At 39.5% G+C, this 17,381-nt stretch carries 16 protein-coding genes; 9 read left to right on the plus strand and 7 right to left on the minus strand.

Annotated elements, in window-relative coordinates; translation table 11 throughout:
* Positions 1-13 precede the first annotated feature (13 nt).
* The 4 genes from PQ460_RS19170 to PQ460_RS19185 all read right to left on the minus strand — a co-directional run bounded on the left by PQ460_RS19170 (position 14) and on the right by PQ460_RS19185 (position 6,115).
* Complete coding sequence (locus PQ460_RS19170) at positions 14-2,653, minus strand: polynucleotide kinase-phosphatase (protein WP_274170797.1); 2,640 nt, start codon at positions 2,651-2,653, stop codon at positions 14-16.
* Entirely contained in the window at positions 2,650-4,113 is a 1,464-nt protein-coding gene (locus PQ460_RS19175) for a 3' terminal RNA ribose 2'-O-methyltransferase Hen1 (protein WP_274170798.1), read from the minus strand. Before PQ460_RS19175 ends, PQ460_RS19170 begins: the two co-directional genes overlap by 4 nt.
* Positions 4,114-4,573: 460 nt before the next feature.
* Positions 4,574-4,819 (minus strand): hypothetical protein, encoded by a 246-nt coding sequence (locus tag PQ460_RS19180; RefSeq protein ID WP_274170799.1) that lies wholly within the window; start codon positions 4,817-4,819, stop codon positions 4,574-4,576.
* Positions 4,820-4,876: 57 nt separating this feature from the next.
* On the minus strand, positions 4,877-6,115 hold the full coding sequence (locus tag PQ460_RS19185) for an acyl-CoA dehydrogenase family protein (protein WP_274170800.1): 1,239 nt from the start codon (positions 6,113-6,115) through the stop codon (positions 4,877-4,879).
* A gap of 128 nt (positions 6,116-6,243) precedes the next feature.
* Here PQ460_RS19185 and PQ460_RS19190 point away from each other — a divergent pair, with 128 nt between their 5' ends.
* Positions 6,244-6,723, plus strand: coding sequence for a hypothetical protein (locus PQ460_RS19190; RefSeq protein WP_273615089.1), 480 nt, complete (start codon positions 6,244-6,246; stop codon positions 6,721-6,723).
* Position 6,724: 1 nt separating this feature from the next.
* Positions 6,725-6,925, plus strand: a complete 201-nt coding sequence (locus PQ460_RS19195; RefSeq protein ID WP_274170801.1) for a hypothetical protein — start codon at positions 6,725-6,727, stop codon at positions 6,923-6,925.
* A gap of 17 nt (positions 6,926-6,942) precedes the next feature.
* Here PQ460_RS19195 and PQ460_RS19200 read toward each other — a convergent pair whose 3' ends face one another.
* A complete protein-coding gene (locus PQ460_RS19200; protein WP_274170802.1) occupies positions 6,943-7,824 on the minus strand; it encodes an AraC family transcriptional regulator in 882 nt (293 codons plus the stop codon).
* A gap of 249 nt (positions 7,825-8,073) precedes the next feature.
* Here PQ460_RS19200 and PQ460_RS19205 point away from each other — a divergent pair, with 249 nt between their 5' ends.
* From PQ460_RS19205 to PQ460_RS19215, 3 genes are read left to right on the plus strand one after another with little or no spacing between them, the layout of a single operon-like run.
* Entirely contained in the window at positions 8,074-9,135 is a 1,062-nt protein-coding gene (locus PQ460_RS19205) for a Gfo/Idh/MocA family protein (protein WP_274170803.1), read from the plus strand.
* Entirely contained in the window at positions 9,132-9,989 is an 858-nt protein-coding gene (locus PQ460_RS19210; protein WP_274170804.1) for a sugar phosphate isomerase/epimerase family protein, read from the plus strand. Before PQ460_RS19205 ends, PQ460_RS19210 begins: the two co-directional genes overlap by 4 nt.
* Positions 9,990-9,993: 4 nt before the next feature.
* The gene (locus tag PQ460_RS19215) at positions 9,994-10,866 is read left to right on the plus strand and encodes a sugar phosphate isomerase/epimerase family protein (RefSeq protein ID WP_274170805.1); all 873 of its coding nucleotides are present in this window, start codon (positions 9,994-9,996) and stop codon (positions 10,864-10,866) included.
* A gap of 173 nt (positions 10,867-11,039) precedes the next feature.
* Here the strand turns inward: PQ460_RS19215 and PQ460_RS19220 are convergent, their stop codons facing one another.
* Positions 11,040-12,146, minus strand: a complete 1,107-nt coding sequence (locus PQ460_RS19220) for a GntR family transcriptional regulator (RefSeq protein WP_274170806.1) — start codon at positions 12,144-12,146, stop codon at positions 11,040-11,042.
* Between the two features lie 223 nt (positions 12,147-12,369).
* Between PQ460_RS19220 and PQ460_RS19225 the strand changes: the two genes are divergently transcribed.
* From PQ460_RS19225 to PQ460_RS19240, 4 genes are read left to right on the plus strand one after another with little or no spacing between them, the layout of a single operon-like run.
* Positions 12,370-13,668 (plus strand): ABC transporter substrate-binding protein, encoded by a 1,299-nt coding sequence (locus tag PQ460_RS19225; protein ID WP_274170807.1) that lies wholly within the window; start codon positions 12,370-12,372, stop codon positions 13,666-13,668.
* Between the two features lie 39 nt (positions 13,669-13,707).
* Positions 13,708-14,565, plus strand: coding sequence for a carbohydrate ABC transporter permease (locus tag PQ460_RS19230; protein ID WP_273615081.1), 858 nt, complete (start codon positions 13,708-13,710; stop codon positions 14,563-14,565).
* Complete coding sequence (locus PQ460_RS19235; RefSeq protein ID WP_274170808.1) at positions 14,562-15,425, plus strand: carbohydrate ABC transporter permease; 864 nt, start codon at positions 14,562-14,564, stop codon at positions 15,423-15,425. Before PQ460_RS19230 ends, PQ460_RS19235 begins: the two co-directional genes overlap by 4 nt.
* A 52-nt stretch (positions 15,426-15,477) precedes the next feature.
* On the plus strand, positions 15,478-16,461 hold the full coding sequence (locus PQ460_RS19240) for a glycoside hydrolase family 43 protein (RefSeq protein WP_274170809.1): 984 nt from the start codon (positions 15,478-15,480) through the stop codon (positions 16,459-16,461).
* Positions 16,462-16,647: 186 nt separating this feature from the next.
* Here PQ460_RS19240 and PQ460_RS19245 read toward each other — a convergent pair whose 3' ends face one another.
* Positions 16,648-17,268: a LysE/ArgO family amino acid transporter gene (locus PQ460_RS19245; protein ID WP_273615078.1), complete on the minus strand. Its 621-nt coding sequence runs from the start codon at positions 17,266-17,268 to the stop codon at positions 16,648-16,650.
* Positions 17,269-17,381 lie beyond the last annotated feature (113 nt).

Below are 17,381 nucleotides of genomic sequence, written 5' to 3' on the forward strand. Positions count from 1 at the left end.
CTACAAATGCAATCTATAATCGTGGATCAACAGCATCTGATTCTAACGATAATGCCGCTAATACACATTCATGAATCTGTTCCAGACGATCACGTCTGACAAATCGTTCTACCGATTCTACACTTAATGCAAATTCCATTAGCGCATGGCGTTCTTTTTTACGCGTTTTACGTTGTTTGAGACGACTCAAATTATTCGGATGCAAATAATCGATACCATAGATCATATGCAGATATTTGCGTCCTCGCACTTTGATCGCAGGTTGTATCAACTGTTCACGATGATGCATAATCATCTGCTCGGGCTTAATGACTATACCTTCATGTCCATCTTCTGTTAACTGTTGCCACCATGCTATCACTTCTTGTTCACTAGCAGTATCTGTGATCACTTTATACTCTGTCGCCATAAACCAATCACTGTATTGTGCTAATTCTTCTGCATGCTCCATATGCCACTGATGAGTCTGATCCATATGAGATCTCGTACTATGTGCCAAAATATGAAAAGGAGCAATTCGAATCCCATCCATACCATCAGTATCCCAACAATATTGCTGGAACGTTTCGCGGAAAATGGCTGCATTTTGCTGTTTGATTGTCCATTCCTGAATCCATTCATTTACGTCTATACCCGCGCCTTGAGCTTTGCGCAATTGATTTACAATATAATTTCGATCCATCGTAGCCGCTTCAGAGACATGCCCGTATTGAGAAGCGATCAGTTCACGTGCTTTAAGATTCCACGGTACAATTTCAGCATCCATCAATACAAATTCAGTCTCATACTTTGCAAAATAACCGGCTTCTTCTAATTGTTGTTGTAAAGTAATCAAGACTTCACGCTCTAACTCGGTCTGGAAAAAAGCTCTACCTGTACGTGTATAAATTGTTCCATGAAGCGGCCTACCGATATAAGGTATAGCTGCTTGTTCATTACGGAATAATAACAAAATAGCACGACTACCCATATGTTTTTTCTCGGCAATCATCGTATCTACTTCATGGGTACGATAATAGTGTATAGCTTCTGCTGGATGTTCTAGATAGTTCTCAGCAACTGCCGCTTGTGGCGGTGGTGTCATCGTTGGTGGAATATAGATCAATTCTTCTAAAGGAATCGTATAATGTGAAGTTGTATCTAATGCTGTTTTGACAAACTCGCTTCGTACTTTCACTTCTCCATAGACTTTTGTCTGCACCGTATACCCATCAATCAAGCGTGATAAAGAAGGCGGAGCGAATCGTCCTTCTTCCCAGCGAACAAGTGGGCTATTGGGATCTTGTGCATAATCGGCATACGCTTTGACACTGATAAATGTCTGTTCTGGATAACGATAAGCGGTTAACATCCCACCGAATACAGCACCTTGATCGATATTAATCGTCTGATGGACTGTCGTAGGTTGTGGACGAGGATCATGTCCCCATATAATCCATTCCCCTGAAGTATGATCTACAAACCAGTCTTTACGAATCGGCTTGCCTGCTTCATCGATTCCTTCAATATCTCCATAACGGCAATAATCATCAATTCGTTTGGAGTTTTTACCGATAAAATCATCTCGAATCCCGGCATGAGTTACAACGACTCGCTGAACACCTTGCTGGGTAAATACAAGATGCGAAGGTGTAGATAACAACATCTGTTTTAGCTTTTCTTTTAACCATAACGCCGCTTCTTCTCCATGATCCGCTTCGTATTGCTGGAACGCTTCAATAATCTGTTCATCGCCATGATTCATTGTGACCTGTCTGCCTTCTAAATAACGAGCGATCTTCCAGCCATGATTACTATCGACCATCCATGCCAGATCTGCATCTAAATGCTTTTGCCAGAAAATCATCGTTTCAAGTGATTTTGGTCCACGGCTCATAATATCGCCAACGGATACTAATTTGCGTCCTTCAGCATGACGATATAATCCTTCTTTATCAACTGTATAACCCAGACGCTGAATCAATTCGATCATCTCATCATAACAACCATGAATATCACCAATAACATCAATACCTGTCATAAGTTCGATCAACATCGGATTGGTAGATCGTTGCCACTGTATATCAGCATATTTGTGTTCTTTGATCACATACACTGCGCCAAATCCTTCGCTTCGCAACCCTTTTATTGTTCTTTTAAATTGATGTGCTTGTTGCTTCACACGTTGTCGCCCTCGTGGATGTTCACGATTACGATCACGTTCTATTAAAGTCTGATCGGATATATCAAGTGCAATTAATATTACAGGTACATGATATCGCTTCCCCAATGTGATATAGAGAGCTCGATCTTCCGGTTGTAAATGAGTTGCATCCACCACTGTTAATTTATTTAAGCGACAGCGTGCGATCAATACATCTTGCATCACTTTGAATGCCTGATCCGAAATACGTTTGTACTGTTGATACATTACTTCGCCTTCTTCACGAGACGGTCGTCGCCAATCAATATAATCGATATCGCCAACTATTTTCCTAAATTGATCAGAGGACAGACTTTCATGTTCTGCAATCACTTGTTGTTGTTTGAGTTGCTCGATCAACGTACTTTTTCCACTGTTGGAAGCCCCCATTAACAGGACGATGCCTGCATAAGGAATGTGTATAGGAGAAGTAGCTGAATCATTGCGTTGCTCTGTTATTTGCCCGGTCATATCTGCTGTCCTCCTGCTCTGTGAAATACAACCATCTGTGTTGGTTGTCCATACTGTTCATGCTTTTCACCGATCCCTGAGATCGTAAAAGTGTACGGTCTATTTTGTATCCACTGTGTACAATATTGTTCAAATTCTGCACGCGTCCACTCAAAACGGTGATCAGCATGACGAATCTCTTCTATATCCATATCATAGACTTCGTTATATTCTCGATTCGGTGTTGTAATAATTAAAGTCTGTGGACGGTAATCTGTGAATAATGTGTGGATGACTTGTGGCAATCGCACTTCGTTAATATGCTCGATCACTTCGCACAAAATAATGACGTCTTGATCGATCCAGCGTTCATCTCGATAAAATAATGAACCGGTAGTAATCACAGGAATCACATCATCGGTGCGTCCTTCTAACTTGGCAAAGCGATCAATCGCTCGTAATTGAGATTGCATCGAAGGTTCAACCGCCCAGACCTGTTCGACTCCTTCAATCTGCCCAAGACGAACAGATAACTTACCTTCTCCTGCTCCAAAATCTATCACTTGCTTACGCTGTGGCAATAGACTAACTTGTTCGACGATCGCACGATAACGCAATTCGTTCAATCGCACTACAGGTGGTTCAGTGGCAGTCTCTAGAACATCAATCAATTCGAGAGGTTCGGCAGATTCTGCTTGTACTGTGACATCTTCTACTGAATGTGTTGATATCTCTGTTAATAAAGTGTCCATAGATGCATCATTGGCTACTTGTTGTTCATATTCTTTAATTAACGGTGCAAATCGTAGACTGCGCTTAATCATCAAATCATGCTGTGGATGTGTGGATAACCACCCTTCTCCATAACGTCGTAAGCGCTCAATCTCATCTTCATTGATATAATAATGTTTATAATTATCCAGAACTGGTATCAAAATATATACTTGCCGTAGCATCTGTTGCAGTGTTTGTTGCCCGCTAATCTGAATATGCCGGACTGTACTGCGATTTTTGAGATCAAATGAATAATCAATCTCCCCGCGCTCCATCTGCACTTCATAACCAAGCGGTTGGAACAACGATTCTACAACATGATCTGGCAAATCAGAAGCCACCGGCCCAAATGTCATTTGTAAATCAAATTGATAATCTACCCAATTCATATAATCTGCTTTGGGCTTGCCATTGAGTGCTGTTCCTAATGCCGGACGAATATAACTGCAAAATAAGCTACTAACAGCTAATTCACGATCGTTGATATATTGTGTAATATCATAATGATCTGGAGTGCCTTTGACCAACTCAATAGGATCAGGGGTGACAAATAATATAGCTTCTGTATCGTGTGGCTCAAAAGATATATACACCAATCTCACTCTAGCGCCTTTTTCGGTACGGTCGTAAAGGTTATGTGGATTTTTAGCTAATAAATGCGAGATCATATTCGCATGTTCTCCGGTTGCTTTGATTGTTAAATACATTCGTATTCCCTCCTTCAAATTCAGCATGATCTGTTTATATCTGCCATTTGTACATAAAAAAAGACCACAGACTTAATCGTCTGCGGTCTCTACAGTGTCATATACACTGGAATCATTATACGGTAAGACACAACTGTATTATTCTACGTTCCTAACATAGAAGATAAGCGGTAATCTATAAGCATATGTATTCTGCAAGCATAAAATCTTGCGAGGTCCGATCAGAATGATAAGTCGTTATAATACGTATCGAATTGCGCTGATGATAATAAGATTGTTCATCTTTCTTTAGATCAAATAGTTGCAAATCGGGATTATAACTCATCTTCTCGTAACCTCCTTTTTTTAGTATATGTGTATTTCTAATGGGTTGATGTATCTAATCATGTTAACTGTCTTGCCTGAATTGTGATCATCATATAACGTTTTTCCAGACACTGTCAACACTATCTTGAATACGTCATCCTATAGCATAAACAACAAAAACCACAATATAAATTACAACCGCTACTCCAAAACTTCGAATCGCCCACTGTATTCTTTTCTTTTTGCGTGCCATATAAGCTTCAATTTCAGCGTCATCATTGCGCCTTCTAACACCGATTTCTCCAAATCCACGACTGCTCAAAATAACTGCTAATACCATAAACAATGTTCCAATCCATGCCAGTGTGTTAATCAACAAAATATCTCGTCCTTTACGCAATTACGCTTTATTTTTAGATACATCAATCTACTTCTTTTTATATTACGTATACAGTATTCATTTGGTAGCTATTTCTTTTGTACCTTGTGAACGAATAGCACGTTGTGCTAGTTGAGTAATCGTGACATCATCCATCGGTGGGTTGTGCAGACCAAAGCGTACATCTCGATAGAGTCGTTGTAATGGATGGCTCATTGCCAGACTATGAGCGCCAACGATACGCATCGCTTGATCGGTCACCGATATTGCCGCTTGAATAGCTACAGTTTTGACAGCTGCGATATCAGGACTATTCCAGTTCTGGTAATCGGAAGATGATCCTTTTCCAGCAGACAATCTATTCTGTTGCTCCATATCCCAACGGTTCGCTACTGCATACATAAAATGACGTGCTGTGGTCAGTTCTAGCTCCAGTTGCCCTAATTTCTGCTGAATATGAGGCAAATGAATAATCGGTTCATTCACACTATTCGGTTGGTAGGTTGATGCAAAATCAATCGCATGTTGTCTGGCGGCTATCGCTATTCCCAAATAACTAGCAGGAATATTCATCATATATGCACTTAATTCCCATTTACGCGGTTGATCTGGATTAACATTTGGACGTATACCGACACAAGCTTTTGATGGTAAAGTTACATTTTCCAAGACTAGATTATGACTGGCGGTTCCGCGCATCCCTACCATATCCCATACAGGATCAATCGACACCCCTTCTACGTTACGTGGAATTAAGAAATCAGCCACTTTGTTATCCGGCTCGATTGTTGCAGAGATCAGAAAATAATCTAACATCGGTGACATCGTTGTAAATGATTTTCTACCGTTCAGTACATATTGATCTCCTGATAATGTCACTTTGGTCTGTGGTCTACCTCCACGTGAAGGACTGCCTGTTGACGCTTCAGAATCCGCACGATTGATCAGTGCTCCATGTTCAACCACATCACGACAAAGATCAGCAAAAACATCTTCATCCCAGGCACGACTTTGCGCTAGATTAAACATCGAAATATGATGCCAGCCTATCGCTATCGCTGTCGGTGCATCGACTTGAGCTATCCGTTCCTGACAAAGTAGAAAGTCGGTTAGCGAGATACCTTTCCCGCCATATTCTTGAGGAACTGAAAAGGTATGATACTCAGCGTCTTTAAGCGCTTGAATAAGTTCTGCATTTAAATGATTCTGTTCATCTGCTTCTACTGCTCCATCTGCATAATGATCTGCTATCTCTCCGATCCATTGCACCAATTCCTGTTGCTCCATAGTCACTGCAAAATAATTCTGTATATTCATCGATAAGCACCTCATTTCTTAGATTAAAATAACGATTTTACTTTGATAGCTTGTCTGTGCTTTGTAGATTGTATTTGTTAAACTATATCTATTACTCATTTACATAAATTATAGTTTGAGGTGTTCACATGTTAGTAGAAAATAGTACAGGTAAAATGATCCCCATGTGTATAACTCCAGTCAAATTAATAGATATTCAACACTTACAATCAGACTGGACACTTACATTTGATTGGACAATATATTTCAAGTACGAGAACGTTGAAGTTTATATATTAACTACTGCACATTCTACTTATGTTGAAGGTGCTATTGCTTTAGAAAACAGAGGAGATCATGTATGGATACATTTAATTGAAAAAGCTCCCCGTAATCGTGGTTCACAAGAAAAATACAAATATATAGCCCATCATTTATTTGCATTTGCTACAAAAAGACATTTAGATCAAGGTGGAGACGGCTTTATTGCTTTCGATTCCAAAACAGGATTGATTACACATTATATAAAAGAATATGGCGCAGAACGTATAGGTTCAACTCGAATGATGATACCTTGTCTTGCTGGACAACATTTAATTGATGTATACTTAAACAAAGGTGGTGGATGAAATGAAAAAGCAAACTACCCAAACCAACTTACCTAAAGAGAATATTTCCTCTATTACATCATTACAAAAAAATCAGTTCTCTAATTATGAAGTTTCCCCAACAATTCCTGAATCAAATGATCAATTGAGAGATAAAGAAGTAAGTGATGCTATTGCTAATTGGAAAAAATTAAATCAATCATCTATCAAAGTTCGCCCATAAGGTGAACTTTTTTTATATTATTCCACATTTGCAAATGATGCCCGTATTTCAGTAGGCGAACCGTCACGGTATTTTTTGAATGTTCGACTGAAGTACGAAATATCGTTATATCCTGAAGCCATCGCAATCTCGGCTACGGTCATACTGCTATTCAGCAATAAATATTCGGCTCGATTGATACGCACACGATTGATATATTCGGTCACTGTGCGATTGGTCAATTCGTGAAAAAGACGACTAAAATGAAAACGGCTTAATCCTGCCATTCGAGCAAGCGTTTCTACAGGAATCTCATCCCCATAATGCTGTTCGATATATTGCAAAATAGGAGTAAATCGTTCCAAATTTTTGATTCGACTGTGATGATTTTGCCAGTTGGAATCATCAATTACATAATGACGTACAAGCATAGTAAGCAAGCGATACATATTGGATTTGATCGATAATTCATACCCCAAATGACGTGTTTTGAATTCATGTACAATATCGTTCATACAGCGTTCAAGCGCATCATCTGCTGTAATATAACTTTGAAAAAGCAGCCGATTCTGTGTCATCGGCGTAATAAATTTGGTCTCTACCGCATCTTGAGAAAGACTTTGCAATGAAGAAAGATCAGCAATAAGCGCATAATAGACCAGATGATTACATAGACTGATACCATGATGAAGATCATTACTATTTAACACAATAATATCTCCTGCACGTACATGAATCGGTACTGAATTGCATTCTATAATTGCTTCGCCTTCTTCAAAATACAAAAATTCCATATGAGGATGCCAGTGGTGTGGGAACAAAATCTGTCCATACTCTGAAGAATGGCAAAAATTCATTTTGATAGGAAAATAAGGATCAGGCATATTCATCGGTTCTTGCAAATCTACAGGCCAGTTCATAGAGAGACTCCTTTGCCAGCAAAATGCACTTTTTTATTCTATTTCTTTCTCTATTGTATCATTTCAAATCGCACAATAGTACAAACAAACCGCACACCGCTTCATGACCGTTCTAGCGATACATTATATAATTTCAACAGAACGATATCTTTCCCAAAGAAATACATATAGGTATATGATTGTATTCCCATTGTTTACCCCAATTCATGTGTACTTTACTTGAAGTAAAGACGCTAAAGGAGACTACGTATGACAGCCAAAATTGGTATAGGTGTGATCGGTGTCGGCAGTATTTCAGAATTTCATTTAAAACCTTATAACAATCATCCAGATGTACAGATTATCGGTGTCTGTGATCTTAATGCAGAACGTGCACAGACAGTAGCCAAGCAATATGAAGCCGCAATTCCTTATACAGATTATCAAGAACTTCTGAACAATCCAGATATTGATGCTGTCAGTATCTGTACATGGAATAACAGTCATGCTGAGATTAGTATTGCGGCGCTTCAAGCAGGCAAACACGTACTGGTAGAGAAGCCTCTTTGCCGTACAGTAGAAGAAGCACAACAAGTACAAGCTGCTGTACAATCTACAGGCAAATTATTGCAAGTCGGGTTTGTACGTCGCTATGATTCCAATGCCCAGATGCTTCACCAATTTAGTGAACAAGGCGATTTTGGTAATATCTATTATGCCAAAGCTTCGTATATTCGTCGTCTCGGCAATCCGGGCGGTTGGTTTAGCGATAGCAATCGTTCTGGCGGTGGGCCATTGATTGATATTGGTGTTCATGCTATCGATCTCTGCTGGTATCTGATGGGCAGACCTGAACCGTTATCGGTTAGTGGTAATACGTATTATGAGTTAGGCAATCGAGCCAATGTCGAACATTTATCACGTTATCAAGCCGCTGATTATGATGCCACTCAAAATGATGTAGAAGATATGGCAAATGCTATGATCCGTTTCAAAAATGGAGCTTCCCTGATCGTAGACGTCAGCTTTAGTCTGCATGCCAAACAAAATGAAGGCATGATCAAATTGTATGGAACAAAAGGTGGATTTGAAGTGGATCCAGCTGTTCATATCACTACCGAAAAGTACAATACTGTACTGAATATCGAACCTCAAACCGATCATAAAGATTTTCAATTTGAGCAAGCATTTGATAATGAAATTAAACACTTTATCGATTGTATTCAGACAGGCAAACAACCACTAAGTCCGGTGGAAGATGGCGTGCAGATGATGCGTATGCTCACAGCTATCTACGAATCCGCTAAGCTTGGCAAGGAGGTACTATTATGAAGCTCGGACTGAGTACGTATAGTCTACATGGACAATTGAGTTCTGGTGCTATGAGTGTACCGGATGTGATCGACTTTGCAGCAGATCATGGAGCTGTTCATGTAGAGATCGTTCCTCTTAGTTATAATTTGACAGAACAGCCTGAATTGATCGAACAGATTGTTACCCGCGCTCGTGAACGTGGGATTGAACTTTCTAACTATGCGATTGGTGCTAATTTTTTGACCGACAGTGATGAAGAATACGAGCGAGAAATTCAGCGTGTGATGGACGAAGTCAATATTGCTCAGCAATTAGGGGTTACATTAATGCGTCATGATGTCGCTTCTTCACCAGATGTATCGATTCAACATTTTCATCAACAATTAAATCGTCTCGCTTCAGCTTGTCGTCGTATCGCTGATCATGCACAATCATATGGAATAACGACCAGTGTCGAAAATCATGGTTTTTTTATTCAACAGGCAGATCGTGTACAGACACTTATCCAGACTGTAGATCGTCCGAATTACAAAACAACACTCGATATCGGTAACTTTCTATGTGCTGATGAAAATCCGGTAGCTGCTGTTGCTCAGAACTTGCCTTATGCCTCAATGGTACATGTCAAAGACTTTTATATTCGCCCTGGTTATCGTCCTCCTGGTGAAGGATGGTTTACCAGTACAGCAGGACAATATCTACGTGGAGCGATTATCGGTCAAGGCGATATTGATATGTGGGAAGTACTGCGTATAGTGAAGCATTCTGGATATGATGGATATATTTCTGTCGAATTTGAAGGTATGGAAAATGACTTGCTTGGTGCACGGATTGGACTTGCGAATGTACAAAGAATATGGGACGAGGTGTAATCACATGGTCACAACATTAGGCAAAATCGGTGTTATTTCAGATAGCTTCGGTCTGGGTGTGAGAGCAGACTTGCAAAAAGCAAAAGAAGTTGGTGCAGACGGTGTACAGATTTGGGCAACACAAGGCGAAATGGAACCCGATCAACTCGATGCTAAAGCACGCGCTGAACTCAAACAATATCTAGCTGAACTTGGACTGGAAGTATCTGCTCTCTGTGCAGATTATGGTGGAGAAGGATTCCGCAATGAAGCAGATAATGTCTGGAAAATCGAAAAGTCCAAAAAAGTGATGACATTAGCGCTTGAATTAGGCAGTCCGATTGTAACGACTCATATCGGTATTGTGCCTGAAGACGAGAGCGATCCGATCTATAAAGTGATGCAATCTGCTTGTAATGAACTAGCTGCTTTCGCTTCTTCACTTGGAGGATACTTTGCGATAGAGACCGGTCCTGAACCGGCATTACGCCTCAAATCTTTTCTAGATTCATTAGAAAGTAAAGGCGTTGCTGTCAATTACGATCCTGCTAATATGGTGATGGTTACAGGCGACGATCCTGTACAAGGTGTCTATACGTTACGTGATTACATCGTGCATACTCATGTCAAAGACGGTATTCGTACGCGTGAAGTGAATCCCCATGATGTATATGGTGATCTAAGCCACGAACAGATTGCGGCGATGAATGATGGAAGTATAGGATTTAGCGAAGTACCACTTGGTGAAGGAACCGTTGATTTTCCAGCTTATTTTGCCGCTCTTCAAGATATTGGATATACCGGTTATCTAACGATCGAACGTGAAGTGGGCGACCAACCAGAGCAAGATATTCGCCAAGCTGTTTCGTTTATTAAGCAATATAAATCTACTCTTTAATCATGCTTGATTAGGGTAAATAATAAGCCTTTAAATGATCAATTTCATCTTCATATATAGACGAATATACGATGTCTATATAGAGTGGGAATGATCTTTTGAAGGCTTTTTTCACCTTATTTGGCTTTTGTTGTACGTCTACTCACTCTTCTAACCTGAGATTAGATACTATACTAGATCGACTGTTGTACATTCAGACTGACTTCCACTACTTTATGTTGTGGTTCGTAATTTCCTTTGATCTGCGCATGTACTAGTTCTACTGCTAACCTCGCAATCGTGCGTTCATCTTGCTTCAAGTAACCAACTCCCGGCAATTCAGGATCATCAAAAGAAATCAATTCTACCGTCTCCGTCTTTTTCAACTCTACTAATGACGCATAGGTCAATTTCGCTGCTTCGGCGCTCAATGCTAGCACTGCGGTCACTTGCGGATGATGAGTGATGAAATGGGCAATATATTCTTTCCCCTGCTGATTACGCAAAATATCAAGCGGAATATGACACCACAAATTTTTATCAATCGAGATATGATGATCGATATACGCTTTTTCAAACCCAACAGTACGATCTTCAATAACAGTATTCGTACGATCCGGTGAAATTAAAGCAATATGACGATGCTGTTTACTTAACAAATACTCAATCGCTTCATAAGCCGCACTCAAATTATTCGAAGTAATCCGAAACGTCTCGATATTGCGTAGATACCGATCCATAAATACAAAAGGAAATTTATCCAGTGATAACCGCAATAACGACTCATTATACTTTTCATCTTCTGTTGGAAATACGATCATTCCTTGCGCCCCAATCGACAACAATCGATCAATCGCTTCACTTTCATTGCTAGAAGATTCACGCGTAATATGAAGAATCAATTGATAACCCAATTGACCTGCATAATACTCACTATAATCAATCATTTTCTGGATAACATTAGTTTTCATCGTAGGAATAATAAGCCCGATCAGTGGTAGATTAGCAAGAGGAGTATTTGATAATACACGTGGTTGAGTACCGTATATCGAGTCAGATTGACTTTGCTTACTACACTCTTGCTCTTTCCAGCATACAAATGTACCTTTCCCCTGAACACGTATCACTAATCCTTCTTCAGCAAGCCCTATCAACGCATTTTTTACTGTAATCTTACTCACTTGATACTCATCCATCATTTCTTGCTCTGAGGGTACACGATCTTTGTAGCGCAATTCCCCTGAAATAATTTTCTCTTTAATCTGCTGTTTGATTTGCTTATATAGCGGTATTTTTTTCATTTTCAGCATTCACCTCCTGCATGATTTTTTACCATTTTTTATAGCATAACACTTTTAATGTAAACGTATACATTTTGTTTGGAGCAGATTATAGCATACAAATTATATTTTTATATAAAATATATTTTTACTAAATTTATAACCAATTGAGTATATAAATCCTAAATCAGCAAACGTATACTACAGAAATGAAGCGTTTACATTTTGAATTTGGAGGTCATTTATGAAAAAGTCAGGCTTATTGCTTTCTTCTTTGCTACTGGTGACGACCCTTCTATCTGCTTGTGGTAACTCTACTGATTCTTCTTCTGCCTCTGGTGGAAGTGGAGCGAATGACAAAGTGACATTGACCGTAACTCACTATATGGTCGAAAAACCAAAAGTCGATACATTCAAAAAATTAACCGATCGTTTTACAGAATTGAATCCTAATATTACATTCGATGTGCAAGTCATGCCTGTGGACAAATACAACGACAATATCAAAATGAAAGTAGCCGCAAGCGATGTACCGGATATTATTTTCGGTCGTCCACAAGGTATGGTTGATATTACCAAAGCAGGTGCTTTTCTAGACCTTACCAACGAACCTTTTATTCAAAAAGTGAACAAAGACTATCTGCCTAACGTGTCTTACGACGGTAAAGTATACGGATTGCCTACCGATCTTATGACCAATGCAGTGATCTACAACAAAGATTTATTCAAAAAAGCAGGTGTTGAAGTTCCCAAAACATACTCTGAACTTGTAAAAGTAGCACAAACATTACAATCCAAAAATATCACTCCATTTGCGGCTTCGTGGAAAGATGGGGCTTCGTATATGAGCTTTATGTGGCCAGATATGTGGGGAACTTTGCTCAAAGACAATCCTGATTATGCTGGTAAAGTGATGGCAGGCGAGACTACGTTTGCAGCGATTCCCGGATATAAAGATTTCTTAGGACGTGTGAATACATTAAGCTCTTTTGCCAATAAAGATGCCGCTGATATTGATTATGATCGTTCACTTCAATACTTTGCGCAAGGTAAAGCAGCTATGGATATTATGGGTAGCTTTGCTATTGGAACAATCCGTAATTATAGCCCTGATGGTAATTTCGGTGTATTTATGTATCCGGCAACAGATAATCCTGAGAATAATGTAATGACCTATTCAACAGATGATACATGGATGATCGGTGCTCAATCCAAAAATCTAGATGCCGCGAAAAAATTCTTAGAATTTATGGCTTCGGAGGAAGGATCTCAAATCTGGGCAGATGGCGTACAGACATTAAGCGCTATTTCAGCAGATATCAAACCAGCCAAACAAGATCCGATCGCTGAAGAATTTCAAACGATTTTCAAAACAGGCAAAGTGGTCAACAATCAGGTCAAACCACTCTGGTACGGTCAATATGATGATACTTGGCAAAAAGATTTAACCTTCTTCCTTGTCTCTGATCCTGCGACACGTAGTGTCGATGAATTGCTACAAAAATTAGATGCCGACTTCGCTCGTATTAATAAAATGAATTAATCATATGTACCCTATTCTAACTAATGTGGTGGTGATCTCGTGACCCGTAAGTACAAAGACGAACTGCTCAAGTTCAGCTTTATCGTTCCTGCATTACTATTCTTTTGCCTTGTCGTTGTATTTCCGTTTTTTCGCGGAGTCAATATCGCTTTCACCAACTGGAACGGTATCGATATGTCTTACGATTATGTTGGTTTGCACAATCTTAAATTATTATTTACCGATACAGAGCTACTAAATCCGATCAAAAACACATTGTTTTTTGCTATCTTTACGACTGTCTTTATTAACGTTATCGGCTTGGGACTTGCTGTTGCGCTGAATACCAAGTTCCCGGGTGTTAATTTGCTCAAAAGTTTTATCTTTATGCCGATGGTGATCAGTCTGGTACTGGCTGCAATTATCTGGCGTTATATTTACAGCGATATTTTCCCAACGATTTTCCATACCGATGGAGGATTATTGGGAAATCCGACTACAGTTATGTTAGGTATCTCAATTATTAGCGTCTGGAAAGAAGTTGGACTCGCGATGGTTATCTACTATGCCGGTCTACAGACGATTCCCAAAGATATGTACGAATCTGCGCATATCGATGGAGCCGGTAGCTGGACTCAATTTTCCAAAATCACTGTTCCTTTATTAATGCCTGCATTTACGTATTGTATTCCGCTCTGGATCGGGACTGGATTACGACAATTTGATTACCCGATGGTCGCTACAAAAGGTGGCCCGGGTACATCATCCGAGACACTAGCGATGTATGTGTACAATTACGAATTCCCTTATTTCAAAGCAGGTTACGGACAGATGGCGGCATTGATGTTATTTTTCTTCATCTTAATCGTCACAGTGTTCGTCACTAACTATTTCCGCAGAAGAGAGGTGGAATATTGAATACTTCGGTTCCGATCGTACAAATCAAAGAAGCGCCCAATCGTCGTTTTCTCAAATTATTACGAATCATTATGCTTTATATCATCGCTATTTTGTTTTTATTTCCGTTTTATATTGCTATCGTGTATTCGATCAAGACACCTGTAGAAACAGCTCAAAGTCCGCTCGCTTTTCCAACACATATTGCATGGTCCAACTATAGTGATGCGATAGCTGCTTCTAACTTTTTTTTGGCTTTGCGTAATAGTGTGTTAACGACGATCGGGACTGTACTCTTAACGATTACTGTCTGTTCTATGGCGGCTTATATGATCGCTCGTAACAACAATCGGTTTTACAACTTTTTCTACTATCTATTTATGTCTAGCATTATGTTGCCTTTCCAAGTACTGATGTTTCCACTTTACAAAACGTGGACAGAGCTGCATTTATTAAATACGATTCCCGGTTTGATTATTGCTTTGACCGGTGTACAGATTGGGTATTTTGCTTTTCTCTATGTAGGCTTTATCAAGACAGTGCCGCGAGAATTAGAAGAATCGGCAACACTTGATGGCGCATCCAGATATCGGACATTTTTCAGTATTATTTTTCCGTTACTCAAGCCAATCAATTCAACGATTCTCGTATTAAGTGCACTTGGAGCATGGAATGACTTTGTGGTATCGATGATTATCGTTCAGAAAAAAGAAGCTTCTACATTACCGCTTGTTCAATTTCAATTTTTCGGAGAATATACATCAGAGATTAATATGGCATTTGCAGCGATTATTTTATCAATGATCCCGATTATGGTGTTCTATCTATTTGCGCAAAAGTATATTATCGGCGGTGTAACGGCTGGAGCTGTTAAAGGCTAATACGTAATCATATCGCTATACTACATGACAGATTATACAAAGGAGTTTTGAGATGGATACTCAATCTTCACCTTCTTCTGCTACGAATACTTATCGCAATCCGATTATTGAACAACGTGCTGATCCCTGGGTGTATCGACATACTGATCAACAATATTATTTTACCGGCTCTGTTCCTTCGTTTGATTATATCGAACTTCGGCGTGCAGCTACGATTCAAAGTCTAGCTGATGCAGAGCCTGTAATCGTATGGCGTAAGCCAGATAGCGGGCCGATGAGTCATTTAATCTGGGCTCCTGAGCTTCATTATATTCATCAGAAATGGTATATCTATTTTGCTGCCGCAGCTACAGACGAGATTGTCGATGGGCTTTTCCAGCATCGTATGTTTGTACTGGAAAATGATCACCCTGATCCACTACAAGGTTCATGGATCGAAAAAGGACAAATCGTTACCCCATGGGATACGTTTGCTCTGGATGCGACAACATTTATACATCAAGATCAACAATATCTGTTATGGGCGCAAAAAGAACCTGAAGTCGATGGAAATTCCAATTTATACTTATCTCTTATGGCAAATCCCTGGACATTAAAAGGGACTCCTACTCGATTAAGTATTCCTGAATTATCATGGGAATGTATCGGATTCAAGGTCAACGAAGGCCCTGCTTTTTTACGTAAACAAGATCAATTATTTATCAGCTATTCTGCCAGTGCTACCGATCATCATTACTGTCTGGGACTACTTACAGCCGATATCCATAGCGATATTCTAAATGCTGGATCATGGCGCAAAAGTGATCAGCCTGTTTTTGGCACAGCAGAAGCCCATTCTCAATATGGCCCCGGGCATAATTGCTTTACAATCTCAGAAGATGGGCAACATGATATAATAATCTATCATGCTCGTAATTACAAAGAAATTTCAGGCAATCCATTATATGATCCTAATCGTCATATGCGCGCTCAAGTGATCCAATGGAAGTCTGATGGTACACCTGACTTTGGTCGTCCTGTTGCCGATACTGTCTAGATTGATTGCACTCTATCTGTACAGTACCTATCAAAAAATACCACTTTCTCTAAATATCTTATCAAATAAAATAAGCAAAAAAACCTCTGTATTACTGAGATATTTCAGCGATATAGAGGTTTTTGTTGTGCTTTAGCATAGTATATGTAACATTTGTTCTGACTACAATCTTCATTAATCTTCATTTTATATAGCTTCATACAGATAACGATATAAAAGAAATAGCGCAATCCCCCAGATCATCAATGCTGAACATTTGTTCAATACATTTAACCATCTGCCGGAAGAATCAAAACGACCTACCCAATGTCCACTTACTGCCAAGCAGACAAACCATACCCATGAGACAATAATACATGTGAGAGTAAAAATAAATTTATCAATACCTTCGTACGGTAATGAACTAATTCCAATCACACCGATCGTATCTAACAACGCATGTGGATTGAGCAAGGATACAGATAAAGCAAACACAATCTGCTTGCGTATCGACAATGGTTGTATACTCCCTTGCTCAGAACGAATACTACTTTTCCATGTGATATACCCCATATATAGAAGAAACACGATTCCACCGATCATTAGAACATGCTTAATCCAGGGTAATCCAAGCACTACTAATGACACTCCACCTACAGCCAGACTAATAAGTAAAGTATCGCAAATACCTGCTGTTATCACTACAGGCAGAGCACGCCAGAGTGGTCGCTGCACAATCCCTTGTTGAAAAATAAAAATATTTTGCACCCCTAACGGTAAAATAAGCCCTAATGCTAATAAAAAAGCATGCATCACAATACCAACCATATCTGTTCTCCTTTCACTTGCATATCTAAGTCTATCTTGAATAGGCTAGTAAAGGTACAGCCAAATGTGTAGTATATAACCCAACCAAATCTATAGGATTCAATCTATTGTAC

The sequence above is a fragment of the Paenibacillus sp. KACC 21273 genome, assembly GCF_028736095.1.
In the GTDB taxonomy this organism is placed as follows: domain Bacteria; phylum Bacillota; class Bacilli; order Paenibacillales; family Paenibacillaceae; genus Saccharibacillus; species Saccharibacillus kyungheensis.